This window comes from Klebsiella sp. 2019SCSN059 (genome assembly GCF_021739525.1).
Classification (GTDB): Bacteria; Pseudomonadota; Gammaproteobacteria; order Enterobacterales; family Enterobacteriaceae; genus Klebsiella; species Klebsiella quasipneumoniae.
On record NZ_JAKKOM010000008.1, the window covers coordinates 91,591 to 111,435 of the forward strand.

Sequence of the window (19,845 nt, forward strand, 5' to 3'; positions counted from 1 at the left end):
TTCTTTAATTTATTTTCAAATTAACAAAGAACAGCTGCCTGCCATTACAAGTAGTTGCCAATAGACTCATTACTTAACCAGTAGTAACATAACCCCAATCTGTATATGAGGGATGTGGCAAATGGCATATATCGAAAGTGAAAAGAATGTAAGTGATCGCTTAGGTATGTACTTTATCTCTGTCTGGGAAGATTGCGATACCGTTGTTGCCGCTGGCATACGGGAATTTCGAGAGCGATGGGCAAACTACACCGTACATTCAAAAAGAAAGGACCCACGAAGCCATTTGAAGGATATTTTATCCTACGACAAACGAGAAGCGGATAAGCGTCCTATTGGAGAACTTATCTTAGAGGTTATTGATCCTAAGGTATCAGCATTCCTTAACTCTCTTCCTGAGAGTCATTTTCAATTCTTTCCTATCCCCTATACGAATATTGCTCACTCTCCCTTACCACGTTCAAATGATAAATTTACCAGTACTGAAAGCGTCCTTAGTTGTTCGCCTATTAAATATGGTTCTAAATTTAAAGAAGATACTCCGATAACCAATCTAGTGATGGTTATGGGTATCAAAAATGCTCATGATGTTATTAAACAGCAACTAAGGCGTTTTGAAAAAACGGAACATCAATATCGACCTATTGATCTTAAGTTTCAAGCAACCGTGGATAATCTGCTTGAGCTATTATGGCAGCTTCACCTTACACCGACGCGCTTCAAGCAACACAGTGCAGACACAAAACTCAATGCGCGACGAAAGCAAACTTTCTGCGAGCTGTGTGGCCAAAGAAATGAACTTGCAGAATATTTCTATAAACTAGATAACAATATGCTAGAACTGGAAGATGAGATAGAAAGTCACAACGAACAGAATCCTGATAATCAGAAAAAACTACAACTCAGCCACAGGTATTGCTCTTACCATAAACCGAAACACAAAAATGGTTGTACGTGGAACTCCGCTTACAAGAGTGCTCTGCACTCAAAAGACCAATTCGAGAATGAATTTCAGAGATTGCAACTTCACATTGTCAGAGTCGAAGAGCTTAAAGTCATTTCAAGAGATGAACTAGTTGACCTTTATTTCTATCATTTCCTCCAAGATAAATGCGTCACTCAGGAACAAAGTGACGCATTTTTCCATTACGTTAGGGATAATTTTAATTACCCAATCGTACTTAAGGAAGAAACAGAAAGACTCATTCATGAAGCAGCCGTGCGCTTGACTGGAGCTGGTACGACTCTTGGAGCTGATGATATCGGAAAACTGCGAGATATCGCTCGCCACATGGTTGACTCACGATTAACAGATAGTAAGAAACGAATGCTCGTTCTTAAGAAACAAGGATTCAATCAGAGGCAAATTGCAGATAAATTAACGGAAATTGAGGGAAGAACTATTTCATCCCAGGCTGTTTCTAAGGCTTTGAAAAGTGTAGATAGTGATTTTAACATTTAAAACCATGGACCCTATCCGACCACAGATGGATTGACCTGCTCCCCATGAGCAACATATCTCAATGTTATCAATGTCGTTATCATTGTCCGCTCCTAACAGGCAGGAGATGTTCGTGGCCCAGCAGAACGCCCCTGTTTGATGGCCTTCATTCTGCAGCAACCGGACGGCTGCTTAGAGCGAGAATCAGACATTAGCTTAATTTCAGAAATGACGATTTGTGATTGAACCTCATTATTATGAAATCTATACAAAAGCAAGCATAAAAACTCCACTGGTGTAGAATCGAATTCGGTTAAACCCGCTCTCACCGGAGTTTTACAGAACGGAGCCGCGGGAAAACAAGCTTGTTCTACCTTGGTGTGGGATCATCAGTTCGCACGCATCCGCTATAAGTGGTATCAGCATCGGTTGGGGAAACCACAACATTTAGAGTTATCCACTGAAACGGAGGATAAGTCGCCAGGGCTGGGCGGCAGTTCGGTAATATACGCTCAGTGCTTATATGCGCTCAGTGTTTAAATGAGAAAATCAAAACTTGAAGGGGGTTGCGCTGTCCGTAAGCATGCGCTGTAATCTGTTCATACTGGCAGGCACTGTCCGTCGCTGATACGGTGAGTGAAATCAGTCAGGCACGGCGTCACTTCCTGTGACAGCGTCTGTAACTTTTTTTGCTGGGAGAAGGATGGCCAGCACTATTACCATCTCTTGCGTGGCATTGACTTAATTTCCGTGTTTAACGTTTAATAAAAAGGATGCGATATGTTACATAAAAAAGCCAGTCAGGATAACGTTTCCTTCGGGCTTGCAGTACTGAAATATTACCTCCGTTTCAATTCGAAAAACAACCTGCAGGATGCAAACGTGACCGCTGAAGAACTTGTCAGTGAACTGGTCAATATACTCAAAGACACAAAATTCCTATGCACGGGTGAAATAAAATCCAACTTCCCAGGGATCGATGCTCTAGATGAAAATAAAAGGCTGGGACTTCAGATATCCCATGAAAATACAAGTAAAAAAATAAATGAAACTATCGATGTCATCAGGAATAATAATGTCAATAAAGCGATTGACGTTCTTTATTTCTTCATCACCTCCAGGAAACAAAAAAAATACACCATTAAAGCGCAGTGCCCTGGATTGTGCACGGTGGTGAAAAACATACTGGATTTTGACGATCTTGCAAGACTGCTGTCTAAAGATGCAGACAGACTGTCCCGCGCTGAAACACTGCTCAAAAAGGCGATGCCGCGTCTTTATACTGATGTAAAAGCAAAGCATCAGGCAATGCTTGACTGTATTCTTGTCTCAAGAAATGAACTTGATCGTCAGGTTTTCCACGCCAACAGGGTTTTAGAAACACCTGAAGACATGCTGAATTCGCTCAGGGAAATAAGGATAGCCATTCAGAAAGGAGGCGTCATGAATAAGGCTGATGTCATTGTTTCTGAAGCCTTCATGGAAATAATAAAACTGATCATGGCTGCTGAAACCGATATAGCTGAAAAATATAACATGGGTTTCAGGAAGTACAAGGCAGGAGTCATACCGGCATGGGATTACCCTGAGGCTGGGAACTGTATTGATATTTTAATGAGCATACGTGATGGTATCAGTCACCAGATAAGTATAATAGATCATGAAATCAGAAAGTTAGAAATCCTTGCAAGCTGAAGATACTGTTTTTTTACGGCTCTATTGTATAATCTGGCAATAGAGCTGACCCGCTTTATCCTAGTGTCTTGATACGCGTACGGCAGGGGCCGGATGACAGTCTGGCGGCAAGAGCAGAATTATTATTTATTCGATGATGTGCAGAGAGTTATCTGTAGTGTTTAACTAAAACTGGTCACCACTGTGGTAACCCACTGTTATACTCATGTGGCCTGAGCGTGCTGTAATACCTAACGATATAGTCCATTATTGCGTGAGCGGGTTGCAGGCAGCTGACCAGTCCCAGTTCTTTCATGAGTCTGCCAGCAGCCAGCGCCACATCTGATATCCTCTCCGGGTTGCCATGGTGGCGATGCTCTCTGCCCCAGCCGAACCGTGACTTGGCCAGCACCCCCCGTTGATTGACACAGATTGTTCTCAGTAACTTCCACTTTTAGCACAGAGCTGCCTGTCAAATTTAGTTTAGCTCTCTCCGTAGTGTGTCAGATTAAGTCTAAGCTCACACATTACGCAACCCACTCATCTATCATATCAGCCCAATCCTGTAGCATTGATGCTCTTTGCTCTCGATATTCAGCTTTGTTGTAGACTGCCCTCACCCCTTTCTGTTCATGTGCCAGGCATTTTTCGATCCAGTCAGTATTGTACCCGGCCTCATGCAGCAGAGTGCTCGCAGTTCTACGGAGATCATGAGGTCCAAATTTAACGAGTGACTGGCCTTCTTTCTGCGCTGCCTTGTATGTTAAAGTCATTACGCGGTTCATCGTCGCACTGCTCATTGGAGCATCGGAATCATAACGAGAAGGAAGAATGTAGTCAGAACCACCGGCAAATGTTTTCAAAGCAATCAGAATATCCATAGCCTGGCGAGACAAAAATACCAAGTGTGGGTTACGCCGTTTCATTCGCTCCTTAGGGATCGTCCACAACGCTTCAGTAAAGTTAATTTCATTCCAGGTTGCATTAGTTAATTCGCTTTTACGTACCATAGTCAACAAGAGAAGCTTTACCGCAGCACGAATCTGAGGCGTTGTTCCTACTTTTTCCATGTACCGGTACATCAAACCGATCTCAGCCGGCGTTAATGTTCGGTCTCTCGGCTCAAATCGAGCGATACTTGCAGGCCGAACCAAATCAGCGGGATTCTCGACTTTCTGCCCTCTTTCTATTGCCCATCGATATACCTGGAGCACAATATCACGCGTATGCACTGCTGTTGCAGGTGCCCCTCTCTCCACTATCGCATCAGTAAGCGCTCTTAAGTCTTCATGGGTAATTTCTGTTAGCTTTTGGTTGCCAAATTTTCCCTCTAACTCTCGGGCATAGACTGAGCGACGCATATCCCGGGTGGAGTCGGCCATCTGATAGCCACGCAGCCATTTCTGAGCCCAGGCACCAAAAGTTTCAGCATCTTTCGTTCTCGCCTTAGCTCGGGCTTTCTCTTTGGCCGGAGACTTTCCATCAGTAACCATTCGCTTCGCTTCATTGAGACGCTCACGTGCTTCAGCTAACGTTATGCCTCCTACTCCGTAGCGGCCAAAGGTAATGGTTTCTTGCCTGCCATTGATCGAGTAGTTGTAGCGAAAGGAGATTGACCCTGCGGTTGTGACGGCAACATAGAGGCCATCACGGTCATTGACTTTGTAAAGTTTATCTTTGGGTTTGAGATTGCGTAGCTTAGTATCAGTCAGCATGTTTCAACCTATTATTCTTGTTTGATACCATGCTGAAAAACCTCTAAATAACTGGAGTTTTATACTTATAAAACAAATATATATAAAAAATTAATACCATGCCCCATCAAAAACTCTCAGCATGGTATCGGGCGTAATCCATGGCATTACCAATGAATCATACCCATCAAAATACCACGGTCAAACCGTGCTTGGCGTTGCCAGACATTGCCAAAAATGACTAAGCCAAAAACAAAAAAAGTCCGCAATTACGCGGACTTAAGTATGGTTTAGTGCCTGTTAGTGCCAGACGTTTCTGGTTGGGGAATCATTCCCACTCGATCGTTGCTGGCGGCTTACCGCTGATGTCATACACCACGCGGGAGATACCGTTCACTTCATTGATAATGCGGTTAGAGACGCGGCCGAGGAAATCATACGGCAGGTGCGCCCAGTGCGCGGTCATGAAGTCGATGGTTTCCACCGCACGCAGGGAAACCACCCAGTCGTATTTACGGCCATCGCCCATCACGCCGACGGAGCGAACCGGCAGGAACACGGTGAACGCCTGGCTCACTTTGTTGTACAGGTCAGCTTTGTGCAACTCTTCGATGAAGATAGCGTCGGCGCGACGCAGCAGGTCGCAGTACTCTTTCTTCACTTCGCCCAGCACGCGCACGCCGAGGCCCGGACCCGGGAACGGATGACGGTAGAGCATATCGTACGGCAGACCCAGCTCCAGACCGATCTTACGCACTTCGTCTTTGAACAGCTCGCGCAGCGGCTCAACCAGCCCCATCTTCATCTCTTTCGGCAGGCCGCCCACGTTGTGGTGAGATTTGATGACGTGCGCTTTACCGGTAGCGGAAGCGGCAGATTCGATAACGTCAGGGTAGATGGTGCCCTGCGCCAGCCATTTGACGTCGTCCAGTTTCAGCGCTTCTTCGTCGAACACTTCCACGAAGACGCGGCCGATAATCTTACGTTTCGCTTCTGGATCGTTCTCGCCTTTCAGCGCGTCGAGGAAGCGCTGCTCGCCTTCGACGTGAACAATGTTCAGGCCAAAGTGGTCGCCGAACATGTCCATCACCTGCTGGGCTTCGTTCAGACGCAGGAGACCGTTATCCACGAATACGCAGGTCAGGTTTTTGCCGATGGCGCGGTGCAGCAGCATCGCGGTCACCGAAGAGTCCACGCCGCCGGAGAGGCCGAGGATCACTTTGTCATCGCCAACCTGCTGGCGGATACGCTCAACGGCGTCGTCGATGATTTTCGCCGGGGTCCACAGGGCTTCGCACTGGCAGATGTCGCGCACGAAGCGCTCCAGCATACGCATCCCCTGACGGGTATGGGTCACTTCCGGGTGGAACTGCACGCCGTAGAAGCGTTTTTCTTCGTTGGCCATAATGGCGAACGGGCAATTGTCGGTGCTGGCGACGGTGACGAAGTCAGACGGGATGGCGGTGACTTTGTCGCCGTGGCTCATCCACACGTCCAGCAACGGTTTGCCGTCCGCGGTCAGAGAGTCTTCGATACCGCGCACCAGCGCGCTGTCGTTAACCACTTCAACCTGCGCGTAGCCAAACTCACGCTCGTTAGAGCCTTCTACATGGCCGCCCAACTGCATCGCCATGGTCTGCATACCGTAGCAGACGCCAAATACCGGCACGCCGGCTTCGAACACATACTGCGGCGCGCGCGGGCTGTTCTCTTCGGTGGTGCTTTCCGGGCCGCCGGAAAGAATGATGCCGCTTGGATTAAATTCGCGGATCTGTGCTTCCGTGACATCCCATGCCCACAGCTCACAGTAGACGCCCAGCTCACGCACGCGACGCGCCACCAGCTGAGTATACTGTGACCCGAAGTCGAGAATGAGAATGCGATGTTTATGAATATTTTCCGTCATTGACGCTAATTCCGAGGCAAGTGAAACAGAGTAAATAAATCGCCCGACGCAAGGTCGGGCGAAGAAATCAGGAGCCCAGACGGTAGTTCGGGGACTCTTTGGTGATGGTCACGTCGTGAACGTGGCTTTCCTGAATGCCCGCACCGCTGATGCGTACGAATTCAGCTTTGGTACGCAGCAGGTCAATGGTACCACAGCCGGTCAGCCCCATACAGGAGCGCAGGCCGCCCATCTGCTGGTGAATGATCTCTTTCAGGCGGCCTTTATAGGCCACGCGGCCTTCGATACCTTCCGGCACCAGTTTGTCAGCGGCGTTATCGCTCTGGAAGTAGCGGTCAGAGGAGCCTTTCGACATCGCGCCGAGGGAGCCCATCCCGCGATAGGATTTGTAAGAGCGGCCCTGGTAGAGTTCGATTTCGCCCGGGGATTCTTCGGTACCGGCCAGCATGGAGCCGACCATCACTGCCGCCGCACCGGCCGCGATCGCTTTAGCGATGTCGCCGGAGAAACGGATACCGCCGTCGGCGATAACCGGAATACCGGTGCCTTCCAGTGCTTCCACCGCGTCGGAAACCGCGGTGATCTGCGGCACGCCTACGCCAGTCACGATACGGGTAGTACAGATGGAGCCCGGGCCGATGCCCACTTTCACCGCGCTGCAGCCGGCTTCCGCCAGCGCGCGCGCGCCTGCGCCAGTGGCGACGTTGCCGCCGATGATTTGCAGGTCCGGGTATTTCGCGCGCGTTTCACGAATACGTTGCAGAACGCCTTCGGAGTGGCCGTGAGAGGAGTCGATCAGCAGGACGTCAACGCCCGCAGCCACCAGCGCGTCAACGCGCTCTTCGTTGCCCGCGCCGGCGCCGACCGCAGCGCCTACGCGCAGACGGCCCTGCTCATCTTTACAGGCATTCGGTTTACGTTCCGCTTTCTGGAAGTCTTTTACGGTGATCATCCCTCGCAGGTGGAAGCTTTCATCCACAACCAGCGCCTTCTCAACGCGTTTTTCGTGCATCTTCGCAAAGACCACTTCACGGCTTTCACCTTCACGAACGGTAACCAGACGCTCTTTCGGGGTCATGTAGACGCTGACCGGCTGGTTCAGATCGGTGACGAAACGCACGTCGCGGCCAGTGATGATGCCGACCAGCTCGTTCTCTTCGGTAACCACCGGGTAGCCGGCGAAGCCGTTACGCTCGGTCAGCTCTTTCACTTCACGCAGGGTGGTGGTCGGCAGAACGGTCTGCGGGTCGGTGACCACGCCGGACTCATGTTTCTTCACGCGGCGAACTTCTTCCGCCTGGCGCTCGATGGACATGTTTTTGTGAATAAAGCCGATGCCGCCTTCCTGTGCCAGGGCAATAGCCAGACGCGCTTCCGTTACGGTATCCATGGCTGCGGAGAGCATAGGAATATTCAGACGAATGGTTTTCGTCAGCTGAGTGCTGAGATCGGCTGTATTCGGCAGAACGGTAGAATGAGCGGGAACGAGGAGGACGTCGTCAAACGTCAGGGCTTCTTTAGCGATACGTAGCATGGGCAATATCTCGACCAGGGTGGATAAATATTGCCGTGGCATTATACAGAGCGTAACCGATTGCATCTACCCTTTTTTGCAAATAATACTTGCCATCCCCTCTGAGCGCGTTACTATCGACTGAATAACCTGCTGATTTAAAGTTTGATCTTGCTCACATGTTACCCTCTCAATCCCCCGCAATTTTTACCGTTAGCCGCCTCAATCAGACGGTGCGTCTGCTGCTTGAGCGCGAAATGGGCCAGGTCTGGATCAGCGGCGAGATCTCTAACTTCAGCCAGCCTTCTTCCGGCCACTGGTACTTCACCTTAAAAGACGATAACGCCCAGGTGCGCTGCGCGATGTTTCGCAACAGCAACCGCCGGGTCACGTTTCGCCCACAGCATGGGCAGCAGGTGCTGGTTCGCGCCAACATCACCCTGTATGAGCCGCGCGGCGACTACCAGATTATCGTCGAAAGCATGCAGCCCGCCGGCGAAGGGTTGCTGCAGCAGAAGTATGAGCAGCTGAAAGCGCAGTTAACCGCGGAAGGGCTGTTCGATCAAAAACATAAGCAGGCGCTCCCCTCCCCCGCCCGCTGCGTCGGGGTCATCACCTCGAAAACCGGCGCCGCGCTGCACGATATTCTTCATGTCCTCAGACGCCGCGACCCCGGGCTGCCGGTGATCGTCTACCCGACCGCGGTCCAGGGTGACGATGCCCCCGGGCAGATTGTGCGCGCCATCGCGCTGGCGAACGCGCGTCAGGAGTGTGACGTGCTGATTGTCGGACGCGGCGGCGGTTCGCTGGAGGATCTGTGGAGTTTTAACGATGAGCGGGTGGCGCGCGCTATCTTCGCCAGCCAGATCCCTATCGTCAGCGCCGTCGGCCATGAAACCGACGTCACTATCGCTGATTTTGTTGCCGACCTGCGAGCGCCGACCCCTTCTGCCGCCGCGGAGATCGTCAGCCGTAATCAGCAGGAGCTGCTGCGCCAGCTACAGGCCGGGCAGCAGCGGCTGGAGATGGCGATGGACTATTTCCTCGCCAGTCGCCAGCGCCGTTTTACCCAGTTGTTCCATCGTCTGCAGCAGCAGCACCCGCAGCTGCGGCTGGCTCGCCAGCAGACCGCACTGGAACGCCTGCGCCAGCGGATGCGCATCGCCGTGGAATCGCAGCTTAAACGCGCCGAGCAGCGGCAAAAGCGCACTGTTCAGCGCCTGAATCACTATAACCCGCAGCCGCGTATCCACCGGGCGCAATCGCGCGTCCAGCAGCTGGAATACCGGCTGGCGGAAACGATGCGTGGCCGCCTCAGCGAGCGGCGTGAACGGTTTGGTCACGCGGTGACCCATCTGGAGGCGGTGAGTCCCTTAGCCACCCTGGCGCGCGGCTATAGCGTCACTTCGGTGAGCGACGGCACGGTGTTGAAGCAGACAAAACAGGTCAAAACCGGCGATCTGCTCACCACCCGCCTGAAAGACGGCTGGGTCGAAAGCGAAGTGAGGCAGATTGCGCCGGTGAAAAAAACGCGGGCCAGAAAGCCATCGCCGCCTAAACCAGCGGAATAAACTCCACCCGTTTTTTCGAGATCAGGCCGTGCCCGTGCTGGCAAAAGTAATCCACCGCGCCGCACGCCTTCAGCACCTCCAGCGGCTGGTGGCATTCCGGGCAGCGCGCCTCAAGGGCAAATACCCTTTCGCACTGAGCGCAATGCGCGCTGCTGCCTTTGACATCTAACGGCGCGTGGCACAGAGGGCAATCAAGTTCCATAACCATTCCTTTCAACGTTTATCTGCACCTATTTTATCATGTTCCGGGTTTAATGAGGGCCGCGTAATTCCTGCTGCAACCTGAGCAGCCATTCCACTTCCTCAAGCCGACGCCGCGTCAGCCCGGCCACGCTTTCGGGCGCCCGGGTAAACACATTCTCCGCGCCAAGGATCTGCTCATCGAGACAGTGCGCATAGATCGCTCCGGGCCGGGTCCAGCGCTGGATCCGCTCGCCGTCCTGTAGCGTCGCCACCTCGCCATCAGGGGCGCGATCGAGGGCAAGCAGTCGCCCGTCCCGCAGCCCTATCCGCATTCCCTTTTGCCCGCCCGCGGGACCGGCATATTTGTTAAGCCAGATATTCAGCGGGATATCGCCCAGCCGTCCCTGCAGATGCGCCTCTCCCTCGGCAGTGACCGTATCCCCATGAGCAATATCTCGGCCGAGAGGGTCTTTCGCCGCCCGAACGGCGAGGTCCAGCGTCACATCGCCCCCGCAGTCGAGCAGCGTTTCCCGCAGCATCGCCAAGACATGGGTACCGATATCGAGGATCACGCCGTCAGGATGACGCAGCCGCCGGCTATCCAGCTCGCCGGTGGCAAAGTTAAGCGCGACCGGTTCTCCGGCAGCGTTAAAGCCGCTTGGCTCCTGCAAATAGCCTTCTATCCAGGCGATATCCTGCGCTGAAAGGTGCGGCGGCGGCAGGCCGCTGCCCTCCTCTTCCGCCTGCCACGGCGGAGCAAGAGCGTTCAGGGCTAACCCACGCGCCATCCAGTGGTCGAGGGCCAGCACCCGACCGGCCTCCCCCGCCGGCGCCAGCAGCGCCCGCAGCCGCGCGGCCTGCTCAAGGTTGGCCACTATCGGTTTCTCCACCACGATGCGGGGAATGGCGCTGGCTAACGCCCTCTCCAGCACGGGCAGGTGCTGGAGGGATGACGTGGTGATAAAGAGCGTATCCAGGGGTTTGGCCAGCAACGCCGACAGCGAACTGCAGCGCTGGATCCCCGGCAGCGCTCTGCTGCTGTCCAGGTCATAGCCCTGGCAGCTGTCAATACGGTATCCGAGGCGACGCAGCGCGGGTAAATAGGCGGTTTCCACCACCGCGCCGAGGCCGATAAATCCTATTTGCATGTTTAGTCCACCCCTGAGCCGATCTGTTCCCGGCGAAGTATCGCGGGATTATGGCGGATGGTTTTGACATTTACCGGCATGGCGGCCACAAAAAAACCCGCCGAAGCGGGTTTAATGATTATTTGCTTTTCTTGATGTGCTTGATCAGGCGCTTACGTTTCCGCATCTGGTTCGGCGTCAGGGTGTTGCGCTTGTTGGCGAACGGGTTTTCCCCTTCCTTGAACTGGATACGGATTGGCGTACCCATCACGTCCAGGGATTTACGGAAATAGTTCATCAGATAGCGCTTGTAGGAATCCGGCAGATCCTTCACCTGGTTACCGTGGATCACCACGATAGGCGGGTTGTAGCCCCCGGCGTGGGCATATTTCAGCTTCACGCGACGGCCGCGAACCAGCGGTGGCTGATGATCTTCCGCCGCCATGTTCATGATCCGGGTGAGCATCGCGGTGCTTACGCGGCGGGTTGCGCTATCGTAGGCTTCACGTACCGATTCAAACAGGTTGCCGACGCCGCTGCCGTGCAGAGCGGAGATGAAGTGCACCCGGGCAAAGTCGATAAAGCCCAGACGATAGTCGAGAGTCTCTTTCACCTGCTCCTTCACTTCCTGGCTCAGGCCGTCCCATTTGTTGACGACGATCACCAGGGAGCGGCCGCTGTTGAGGATAAAGCCCAGCAGCGACAGATCCTGATCGGAGATGCCTTCGCGGGCATCAATCACCAGCAGCACGACGTTGGCGTCTTCAATCGCCTGCAGCGTCTTGATGACCGAGAATTTCTCCACCACGTCAGTAATTTTACCGCGCTTGCGCACCCCGGCGGTATCGATGAGCACGTATTCGCGCTCGTCACGCTGCATCGGGATGTAAATGCTGTCGCGGGTGGTGCCCGGCATATCATAGACCACCACGCGATCTTCGCCGAGGATGCGGTTGGTGAGCGTCGATTTACCGACGTTAGGACGTCCGACAATCGCCAGCTTGATCGGCAGATCCTGCGGATTGAAATCGTCTTCCGGTTCTTCTTCCGCTTCACCGTTCTGCTCAGCTTCGAATTTTGCCCAGTATTCGGCGTCTTCATCCACTTCTTCCTGAGGATTAACCTCATCGACCCATGGCAGCAGGGCCTGCTCAAGCAGGCTGGTCACGCCGCGGCCGTGCGAAGCGGCAATAGGATAGATATCGCCCAGGCCGAGCGACCAGAAGTCCGCCATCGCCTGGTCGACGTCGATGCCGTCGGTTTTGTTAGCCACCAGGAAGGTGGGCTTTTCACGAGAGCGCAGGTGTTTAGCGATCGCGATGTCCGCCGGCATCAGGCCCGCGCGCGCATCGACCATAAACAGCACCACATCGGCCTCTTCGATTGCCAGCAGCGACTGCTCCGCCATCCGGGTTTCCACGCCCTCTTCCGTACCATCAATACCACCGGTATCGATACAGATGAATTCGCGGCCTTCGACTTCGGCCCGACCGTACTTACGGTCACGAGTCAGCCCCGGGAAATCCGCAACCAGCGCATCACGAGTGCGCGTCAGGCGGTTAAAGAGCGTGGATTTTCCAACGTTAGGGCGCCCGACAAGCGCGACCACAGGTATCATGTTAAATGCCTCATACAATCACTAAGCAACATCGTCATAACGACGTTTTTAAAAAAGTCAAAACGGCCCCTGTCTGCCAGGGGCCGTTTCTTAATCACTCACGACAGCGGTAATTAACGCGTAATCGCGTACAGCGTACCGTCTTTCGCCTGGATCAGCAGTCGACCATCGGCCACAACCGGGTCGGTCAGGAAACCGGAGCTGTCCACTTTCTGCTGCGCCACAAAATGGCCATCTTCCGGGTTCACCCAGTGCATATAGCCTTCGCTATCGCCGACCACCAGATTGCCATTATACAACACCGGCGCGGTCAGCAAACGGTGCAGCAGATCGCTTTGTGTCCACAGGGTCACGCCGCCATCGGTAGTCAGCGCCAGCAGGCGGTCATTCTGGTCAACCAGATAGATACGGTTGCCATCGACGATAAAATCATTCACCGAACCCAGCTCGCGTTTCCACATAATCTGGCCGCTGCGCAGATCCAGCGCGGTCAGGTTACCGTTGTAAGCCAGCGCATAGACAACGCCGTTGACGATAATCGGCGTGGTGTCGACGTCGCTCAGACGGTCGATTTCCGTCGGCCCGGTGGCCGTGGAAATACGCTGCTGCCAAATCATCTGCCCCTGCTGCATCAATACCGCGCTGACGCGGCCATTGTCGCCGCCCACGATCGCCGCGCCGTAGGCGGTGGCCGGAGCGGATTCGCCGCGCAGGGAGAGCGCAGGCATATCCAGGTTAACCGTCCACTTCACGGCGCCATCGGTCTCATTCAGCGCCTGCAGCTGGCCGTTACTGGTGTGGACCAGCACCATGCCATCGCTCACCACCGGGCGCGACAGCGCTTCGCCGGCGACGCGGGTTTGCCAGGCCACGGTACCATCGCTGGTATTCAGCGCATACAGCTGCGCTTTCTCACTGCCGATATAAACATGGCCGCCCGAGACGGTCACACCGCCGGAAAGCAGCGCCGGGGTGCGCGAGAACCAGCCATCTTTCTCCGCCAGATTCACCGACCACACCTCTTTGCCGTCGTCAGCGCTCAGCGCTTTGACGGTGCCTTTACGGTCAGCGGCATAGACTACGCCGTCGGCGAAGGCCGGATGAAGGTTAGAGTAAAATTCGCCGATACCATCGCCAACCGAGGTGCTCCAGGACGTGGACGGCGTAAACTGGTTTTCTACCGTCGGCAGCGGTGACATTTTCACCACATCTTCTTCGCTATTAAACAGCGAACACCCGCTCAGCAAGGTAACGGAAAGCAGCCCTGGCAAAAGTAATTTACGCAATTGCATCGAGTCCCTCTCAGATGGACAAATTATTCATTTTCATACGCATCATTTCGCTGAGCGCAGGAGAAGCATCGCTTTTCACGCCAGCTTCCCACGCCGCACGGGCCCCTTGCTTATCGCCTTTGCTCAACAGAATTTCGCCGCGCAAATCAGCCACAATCGCGGTCCAACCTTCGCCTTTAATGCTGTCGAGGGTTTTCAGCGCCGCATCAGCCTGCTTCATCTGCAGCTGAACGCGGGCAAGACGCATACTGATAACCGATTTCAGGTTATCATCAGACGCGGCCGCCAGCCCCTGCTGAAGCTGCTTTTCGGCGTTCGGCAGATCGTTCTGTTCAACAAAATGCTGTGCCAGCTCGAGAGAGGCGAAGGCGCCGTAGGTATTTTTATTGTCAGCCGCGAACTTCTCCGCCCCTGACAGCACGTCTGGCGTATTTGATTTCAGCGCGGAAGTCGCCTTTTCGTAAGCCAGCGACGCGTCTCTGGCGGTATCCTGCTGATGGGAGGTCCAGTAGCGCCAGCCAACCAGCGCGCCAATCCCTAAAATCACCCCGACCGCCAGCGCTTTGCCGTTTTCGGCAAAGAAGCGCTTCAGCGCATCGACCTGATCGTTCTCGTTGTTAAAAGTTTCCACGCAGTCCTTCTCCTGACTAATAATTCCCGGGAGATTAACCCAGAAGTGTGCGCAAATGCGCGGCAACGCTCTCCTGCGTTACGGTAGTTTGCTCACCTGAGCGTAAATCCTTCACTACCACGTTTCCGTCAGCGATCTCTGACTCACCCACCACCAGGGCGATACGTGCGCCCCATTTATCGGCACGGGCGAACTGCTTCTTAAAGTTGCCGCCGCCGTGGTTGGTCATCAGTTTCACGCCGGGCAGCGCATCGCGAACCTGCTCAGCCAGACGCATGGCGGCGGACTGAGTATCGGTCCCGGAGGCTACCAGGTATATATCGACAACAGGATCGGCTTTAAATTCCGGATTCACTGCCTGGACCAGTAAAACAAGACGTTCCAGACCCATGGCGAAGCCCACGCCCGGGGTGGCACGACCGCCAAGCTGCTCAACCAGGCCGTCGTAGCGGCCGCCGGCGCAGACGGTGCCCTGAGAACCGAGGCTGGTGGTCACCCACTCAAACACGGTGCGGTTATAGTAGTCGAGGCCGCGCACCAGGCGCTGGTTGACGGTATAGCGGATCCCGGCATCGTCAAGCAACGCGCACAGGCCGGCAAAGTGGGCTTTCGACTCTTCGTCGAGATAATCGCCGAGCGCCGGCGCGTCGTTCAGCAGCGCCTGCACGTCCGGGTTTTTGGAGTCCAGCACCCGCAGCGGATTGGTATACATCCGGCGTTTGCTGTCTTCATCAAGCTTATCGGTAAACTGCTCGAGATAAGCCACCAGCGCGTCGCGGTAGTTGGCGCGGGCTTCAAGAGAACCGATGGAGTTCAGCTCAAGGCTGACATGATCGGAGATGCCCAGCTCACGCCACCAGCGCGCGGTCAGCATGATCAGCTCCGCATCGATGTCCGGCCCCTGCAGGCCGAAAACTTCAGCGCCGATCTGATGGAACTGGCGGTAACGGCCTTTCTGCGGACGCTCGTGGCGGAACATCGGCCCGACGTACCACAGGCGCTGTTCTTGATTGTACAGCAGACCATGTTCGATGCCGGCTCGTACGCAGCCCGCCGTCCCTTCCGGACGCAGCGTCAGGCTGTCGCCGTTGCGGTCCTCAAAGGTGTACATCTCTTTTTCAACCACGTCGGTCACTTCGCCGATCGCGCGTTTGAATAACGGGGTCTGCTCTACAATCGGCAAACGGATTTCGCTGTAACCGTAGCTACCGAGCACCTGCTTCAGTGAGCCTTCAATGCGCTGCCAGAGAGCGGTTTCGCCCGGCAGATAATCGTTCATGCCACGGATGGCTTGAATGTTCTTTGCCACGTTTATTCTCTTTATATATACAAAAATGAACCCCGGCGCCTCGCGCCCGCAGGTTCAATCATACACGGGAAGCGTATCGCTTCCCAACACGTTATTTTGCTTCAAGCTGTTGAACGTCAATCCGACGGGCTTCATCGAGCATCGAGGCTTTGGCGCGGATCCGCGCTTCCAGCTGGTCGATCATGTCGTTGTTGTCCAGGCGATCTTTACGCACGCCGTCTTCATACAGGCCGCTTTTCTTGTTGCCGCCGGTCACGCCGAGGGTGGAAACCAGCGCTTCGCCCGGGCCGTTCACCACGCAGCCGATGATCGAAACATCCATCGGAGTGATGATATCTTCCAGACGTTGCTCCAGGGCGTTCACCGTCCCGATAACGTCAAACTCCTGACGCGAACAGGTCGGGCAGGCGATGAAATTAATACCGCGGGAACGAATACGCAGCGATTTGAGGATATCGAAGCCGACCTTGATCTCCTCCACCGGATCCGCCGCCAGCGAGACGCGCAGCGTATCGCCGATCCCTTCGGACAACAGCAGCCCAAGACCGATCGCCGATTTCACCGCGCCGCTGCGCGCGCCGCCCGCTTCGGTGATCCCGAGGTGCAGCGGTTGATCGATCTGTTTCGCCAGCAGGCGATAAGACTCTACCGCCAGGAAGACGTCGGAGGCTTTAACGCTGACTTTAAACTGATCGAAATTGAGGCGATCGAGATGATCGACGTGGCGCATGGCGGATTCGAGCAGCGCCTGCGGCGTCGGCTCGCCATATTTTTCCTGCAGATCTTTTTCCAGCGAGCCGGCGTTAACGCCGATGCGGATCGGGATATTTTTATCGCGCGCGCAATCTACGACCATGCGGATGCGCTCTTCGTTGCCGATGTTGCCCGGGTTGATACGCAGGCAGTCGACGCCGTATTCCGCGACTTTCAGCGCAATACGGTAGTCAAAGTGGATATCGGCGACCAGCGGGACGTTGACCTGCTGTTTGATCAGTTTGAACGCCTCGGCGGCGTCCATCGTCGGAACAGAGACGCGGACAATATCCGCGCCCACGCGCTCTAACGCTTTGATTTGATTTACGGTTGCCGCCACATCAGTGGTGCGCGTATTAGTCATTGACTGAACGGCGATGGGAGCCCCATCGCCAATTGGCACATTACCAACGTAAATACGTTTAGATTTTCTACGTTGAATCGGAGCCTGGTTATGCATGAAAAATCTCCCGCGTTACCCGTCTGTTACTGCGCCGGTGATGATTCGGCATTAAGGGTCAGACGCGCAACCTGGTTAGTTCTGATAAAACGACTTAAATCGACAGGCTTGCCCAGATACTGGATCTCTACCGCAGCCGGGGCGCCAATTTTCAGCTTATACGGCGCCTGACCGCTCAGGTTCAGGTTGCCGCCTTTACGCTGCAGGCCGCTGAACAGTTTTTTGCCGGTGGCATCGCTCACTTCCAGCCAGCAATCGGCGGAAAAGTTCATCACCAGATCCTGCGCCGCCGCCGGGTTCGTCACGTTCGCCTGATCGGTCGGCAATGGCGAGGCCGGGGTAGCCGGCGCCGTCGGCGCCGCGCCTGCGGTATCGACATTGGCCTGGGAAGGCGCGACAACGGCGTTATTGTCCGCCGGCGTCTGGGCCGGGGCGCTGGTGGTCGGGGCGCTGGCGGTATCGGTTGGCGCGCTGTTCGCAGCGCTATCGGCGGTCGGGGCTGCCGGGGCGCTGGTATCCAGCGGCACGCTCTGGCTGCTGGTGTCGCCGCTGTTCAGCTCAGCGGAAGACTGATCGGCCATGGTGGAGATCTCTTCCTGCTGCGCCTTATGGTCTTGCCACCACCAGGCGCCGCTCAGGCCGATAACCACAAACAGCACCAGCCAGGTGAAGCTCATCAGCCAGCCGTCGCGTTTTTTGCGACGTTTACCTAAAGAGAAGCTCTGCATTGGCGCGACTTTCGCCGCGCGGATGGGCGCTTGCTTAGCCATCATCGGCAGCAGCTCGTCTTCCGGGATATGTACGAGGCGAGCATAGGAGCGGATGTACCCGCGCAGGAAGGTGGAAGCGAGGTCGGCAGGCGCCTTATCGTCTTCAATATCACGAACCGTGGACACCTTCAGGCATAAGCGTTCTGCCACCGCTTGCTGGCTAAGTCCGAGTTGTTCGCGGGCGTGACGCAGACGCGCGCCCGTGGTGTTTGCTTCTTGATGATCTTGAGTGGCTTCAGTATTCATTCGCTACAACTACTGGTACGTGAAATTTAAAGTTCAGCGCGGGAAAAAGCCGGCGCCGCGGGACATCTGTGGTATGTCAGCCTCACAGTATAGGACTGTCAGCCGCGCGATCACAGAGACGAATCAAAATTGAATGCTAAGCGGTTGTTGTGCCGCTACATACTGCCTCAAAGTCGACAAAAACGCACCGTAATTATTAACCGAATCAGCGTATTTCGCCTGGCTATTGGTCATAAATATGACCCGTGCCGCCTGCGCTGCACGGGCCATCATTTGTCAGACCGCTTTTACGTCAATCGCTTCGCCCTGCATCCGCTTACGCAGCGTGCGCTTGGTACGGTCGATGACGTCGCCCGCCAGCTGACCGCAGGCGGCATCGATATCGTCGCCGCGCGTTTTACGCACGATGGTCGTAAAGCCGTACTCCATCAGGACTTTGGAGAAACGGTCGATGCGGCTGTTGGAGCTGCGGCCATACGGCGCGCCCGGGAACGGGTTCCATGGGATCAGGTTGATCTTGCACGGCGTATCTTTCAGCAGCGCCGCCAGTTCGTGGGCGTGCTCGGTGCCGTCGTTGACATGATCCAGCATCACGTACTCGATGGTCACCCGGCCCTGGTTGGCGTTGGACTTCGAAATATAGCTGCGCACCGAGTTGAGGAAGGTCTCGATGTTGTACTTTTTGTTGATCGGGACGATTTCGTCACGAATGGTGTCGTTCGGCGCGTGCAGGGAGATGGCCAGCGCGACGTCGATCATATCGCCGAGTTTATCCAGCGCCGGCACCACGCCGGAAGTCGACAGGGTGACGCGACGTTTGGAGAGGCCAAAGCCGAAATCGTCGAGCATGATTTCCATTGCCGGAACGACATTGTTGAGGTTCAGCAGCGGCTCGCCCATGCCCATCATCACCACGTTGGTGATCGGACGTACGCCGGTGGTCTTCACCGCGCCGACGATTTTCGCCGCGCGCCAGACCTGGCCGATAATTTCGGAAACCCGCAGGTTGCGGTTAAAGCCCTGCTGGGCGGTGGAGCAGAATTTACACTCCAGCGCGCAGCCTACCTGGGAGGAGACGCACAGGGTGGCGCGGTCTTCTTCCGGGATATAGACGGTCTCGACGCGCTGATCGCCAACGGCAATCGCCCATTTAATGGTCCCGTCGGTTGAGCGTTGCTCTTCAACCACTTCCGGGGCGCGGATCTCCGCCACTTCTTTCAGTTTACTGCGCAGGACTTTGTTGATGTCAGTCATCTCATCAAAGTCGTCGCAGCAGTAGTGATACATCCATTTCATCACCTGATCGGCGCGGAAAGGCTTCTCGCCCATGTTTTTGAAAAACTCGCGCATCTGCTGACGGTTTAAATCCAGCAGGTTGATTTTGGCATCTTTGTTCGGCACCGTCAGAGCGGCGGTATCAGGCGTGACAATTTGTTCAGACATAATGTTTTCCGGCCTCGTTATTACACGTTATGGCCCCAGGTGGGTTGAAAAAGAAACGCCCCGGAGAGCGACAGCTCGTCCAGGGGCGCTATATTCTACAAATTCTGGCGGATCATTGCCACGTTTGCACAAAGCAATGATAAAAAATCTGTTACTGCGTACATAATCCTCTATGGCTTTTCGATTGTCGCAAGGCGGCAAGCAAGTGAATCCC

At 54.7% G+C, this 19,845-nt stretch carries 15 protein-coding genes and 1 pseudogene; 3 read left to right on the plus strand and 13 right to left on the minus strand.

The genetic code is table 11. From position 1 onward, the window contains the following. The first annotated feature begins 121 nt into the window (after nucleotides 1-121). The gene (locus L2I46_RS11620) at nucleotides 122-1,462 is read left to right on the plus strand and encodes a hypothetical protein (RefSeq protein WP_236947878.1); all 1,341 of its coding nucleotides are present in this window, start codon (nucleotides 122-124) and stop codon (nucleotides 1,460-1,462) included. A gap of 759 nt (nucleotides 1,463-2,221) precedes the next feature. Then, nucleotides 2,222-3,136, plus strand: a complete 915-nt coding sequence (locus tag L2I46_RS11625; protein ID WP_236947879.1) for an SMEK domain-containing protein — start codon at nucleotides 2,222-2,224, stop codon at nucleotides 3,134-3,136. A gap of 259 nt (nucleotides 3,137-3,395) precedes the next feature. On the opposite strand, the pseudogene L2I46_RS11630 reads toward L2I46_RS11625, so the two are convergent. The 4 genes and pseudogenes from L2I46_RS11630 to guaB all read right to left on the minus strand — a co-directional run. Next, nucleotides 3,396-3,517 (minus strand): annotated as a pseudogene (locus L2I46_RS11630) (IS3 family transposase); the annotation flags it as partial. A 125-nt stretch (nucleotides 3,518-3,642) separates the two neighbouring features. Next, nucleotides 3,643-4,830: a tyrosine-type recombinase/integrase gene (locus L2I46_RS11635; RefSeq protein ID WP_001618762.1), complete on the minus strand. Its 1,188-nt coding sequence runs from the start codon at nucleotides 4,828-4,830 to the stop codon at nucleotides 3,643-3,645. 307 nt (nucleotides 4,831-5,137) lie between these two features. Further along, the gene (gene guaA / locus L2I46_RS11640; protein WP_008803811.1) at nucleotides 5,138-6,715 is read right to left on the minus strand and encodes a glutamine-hydrolyzing GMP synthase; all 1,578 of its coding nucleotides are present in this window, start codon (nucleotides 6,713-6,715) and stop codon (nucleotides 5,138-5,140) included. 67 nt (nucleotides 6,716-6,782) lie between these two features. Then, complete coding sequence (gene guaB / locus L2I46_RS11645; RefSeq protein WP_004151980.1) at nucleotides 6,783-8,249, minus strand: IMP dehydrogenase; 1,467 nt, start codon at nucleotides 8,247-8,249, stop codon at nucleotides 6,783-6,785. Between the two features lie 158 nt (nucleotides 8,250-8,407). Between guaB and xseA the strand changes: the two genes are divergently transcribed. Continuing rightward, nucleotides 8,408-9,799, plus strand: a complete 1,392-nt coding sequence (xseA, locus tag L2I46_RS11650; protein WP_065883055.1) for an exodeoxyribonuclease VII large subunit — start codon at nucleotides 8,408-8,410, stop codon at nucleotides 9,797-9,799. Here the strand turns inward: xseA and L2I46_RS11655 are convergent. The 9 genes from L2I46_RS11655 to L2I46_RS11695 form a co-directional block, all read right to left on the minus strand. Continuing rightward, the gene (locus L2I46_RS11655; RefSeq protein WP_004201901.1) at nucleotides 9,783-10,001 is read right to left on the minus strand and encodes a zinc ribbon domain-containing protein; all 219 of its coding nucleotides are present in this window, start codon (nucleotides 9,999-10,001) and stop codon (nucleotides 9,783-9,785) included. The genes xseA and L2I46_RS11655 overlap by 17 nt on opposite strands. A gap of 49 nt (nucleotides 10,002-10,050) precedes the next feature. Beyond that, complete coding sequence (locus tag L2I46_RS11660) at nucleotides 10,051-11,130, minus strand: Gfo/Idh/MocA family oxidoreductase (protein ID WP_065883056.1); 1,080 nt, start codon at nucleotides 11,128-11,130, stop codon at nucleotides 10,051-10,053. A 118-nt stretch (nucleotides 11,131-11,248) separates the two neighbouring features. Next, nucleotides 11,249-12,727, minus strand: a complete 1,479-nt coding sequence (der, locus tag L2I46_RS11665) for a ribosome biogenesis GTPase Der (protein WP_004144309.1) — start codon at nucleotides 12,725-12,727, stop codon at nucleotides 11,249-11,251. A 113-nt stretch (nucleotides 12,728-12,840) separates the two neighbouring features. Next, the gene (bamB, locus tag L2I46_RS11670; protein ID WP_023290632.1) at nucleotides 12,841-14,019 is read right to left on the minus strand and encodes an outer membrane protein assembly factor BamB; all 1,179 of its coding nucleotides are present in this window, start codon (nucleotides 14,017-14,019) and stop codon (nucleotides 12,841-12,843) included. A 10-nt stretch (nucleotides 14,020-14,029) separates the two neighbouring features. Continuing rightward, nucleotides 14,030-14,650, minus strand: a complete 621-nt coding sequence (locus L2I46_RS11675) for a YfgM family protein (RefSeq protein WP_023290633.1) — start codon at nucleotides 14,648-14,650, stop codon at nucleotides 14,030-14,032. A gap of 34 nt (nucleotides 14,651-14,684) precedes the next feature. Further along, nucleotides 14,685-15,959 (minus strand): histidine--tRNA ligase, encoded by a 1,275-nt coding sequence (hisS, locus tag L2I46_RS11680; RefSeq protein WP_012540880.1) that lies wholly within the window; start codon nucleotides 15,957-15,959, stop codon nucleotides 14,685-14,687. 91 nt (nucleotides 15,960-16,050) lie between these two features. After that, nucleotides 16,051-17,172, minus strand: a complete 1,122-nt coding sequence (gene ispG / locus L2I46_RS11685; RefSeq protein WP_004201890.1) for a flavodoxin-dependent (E)-4-hydroxy-3-methylbut-2-enyl-diphosphate synthase — start codon at nucleotides 17,170-17,172, stop codon at nucleotides 16,051-16,053. 26 nt (nucleotides 17,173-17,198) lie between these two features. Next, entirely contained in the window at nucleotides 17,199-18,188 is a 990-nt protein-coding gene (rodZ, locus tag L2I46_RS11690) for a cytoskeleton protein RodZ (protein WP_049013894.1), read from the minus strand. Between the two features lie 276 nt (nucleotides 18,189-18,464). After that, a complete protein-coding gene (locus tag L2I46_RS11695; RefSeq protein WP_236947880.1) occupies nucleotides 18,465-19,631 on the minus strand; it encodes a bifunctional tRNA (adenosine(37)-C2)-methyltransferase TrmG/ribosomal RNA large subunit methyltransferase RlmN in 1,167 nt (388 codons plus the stop codon). Nucleotides 19,632-19,845 lie beyond the last annotated feature (214 nt).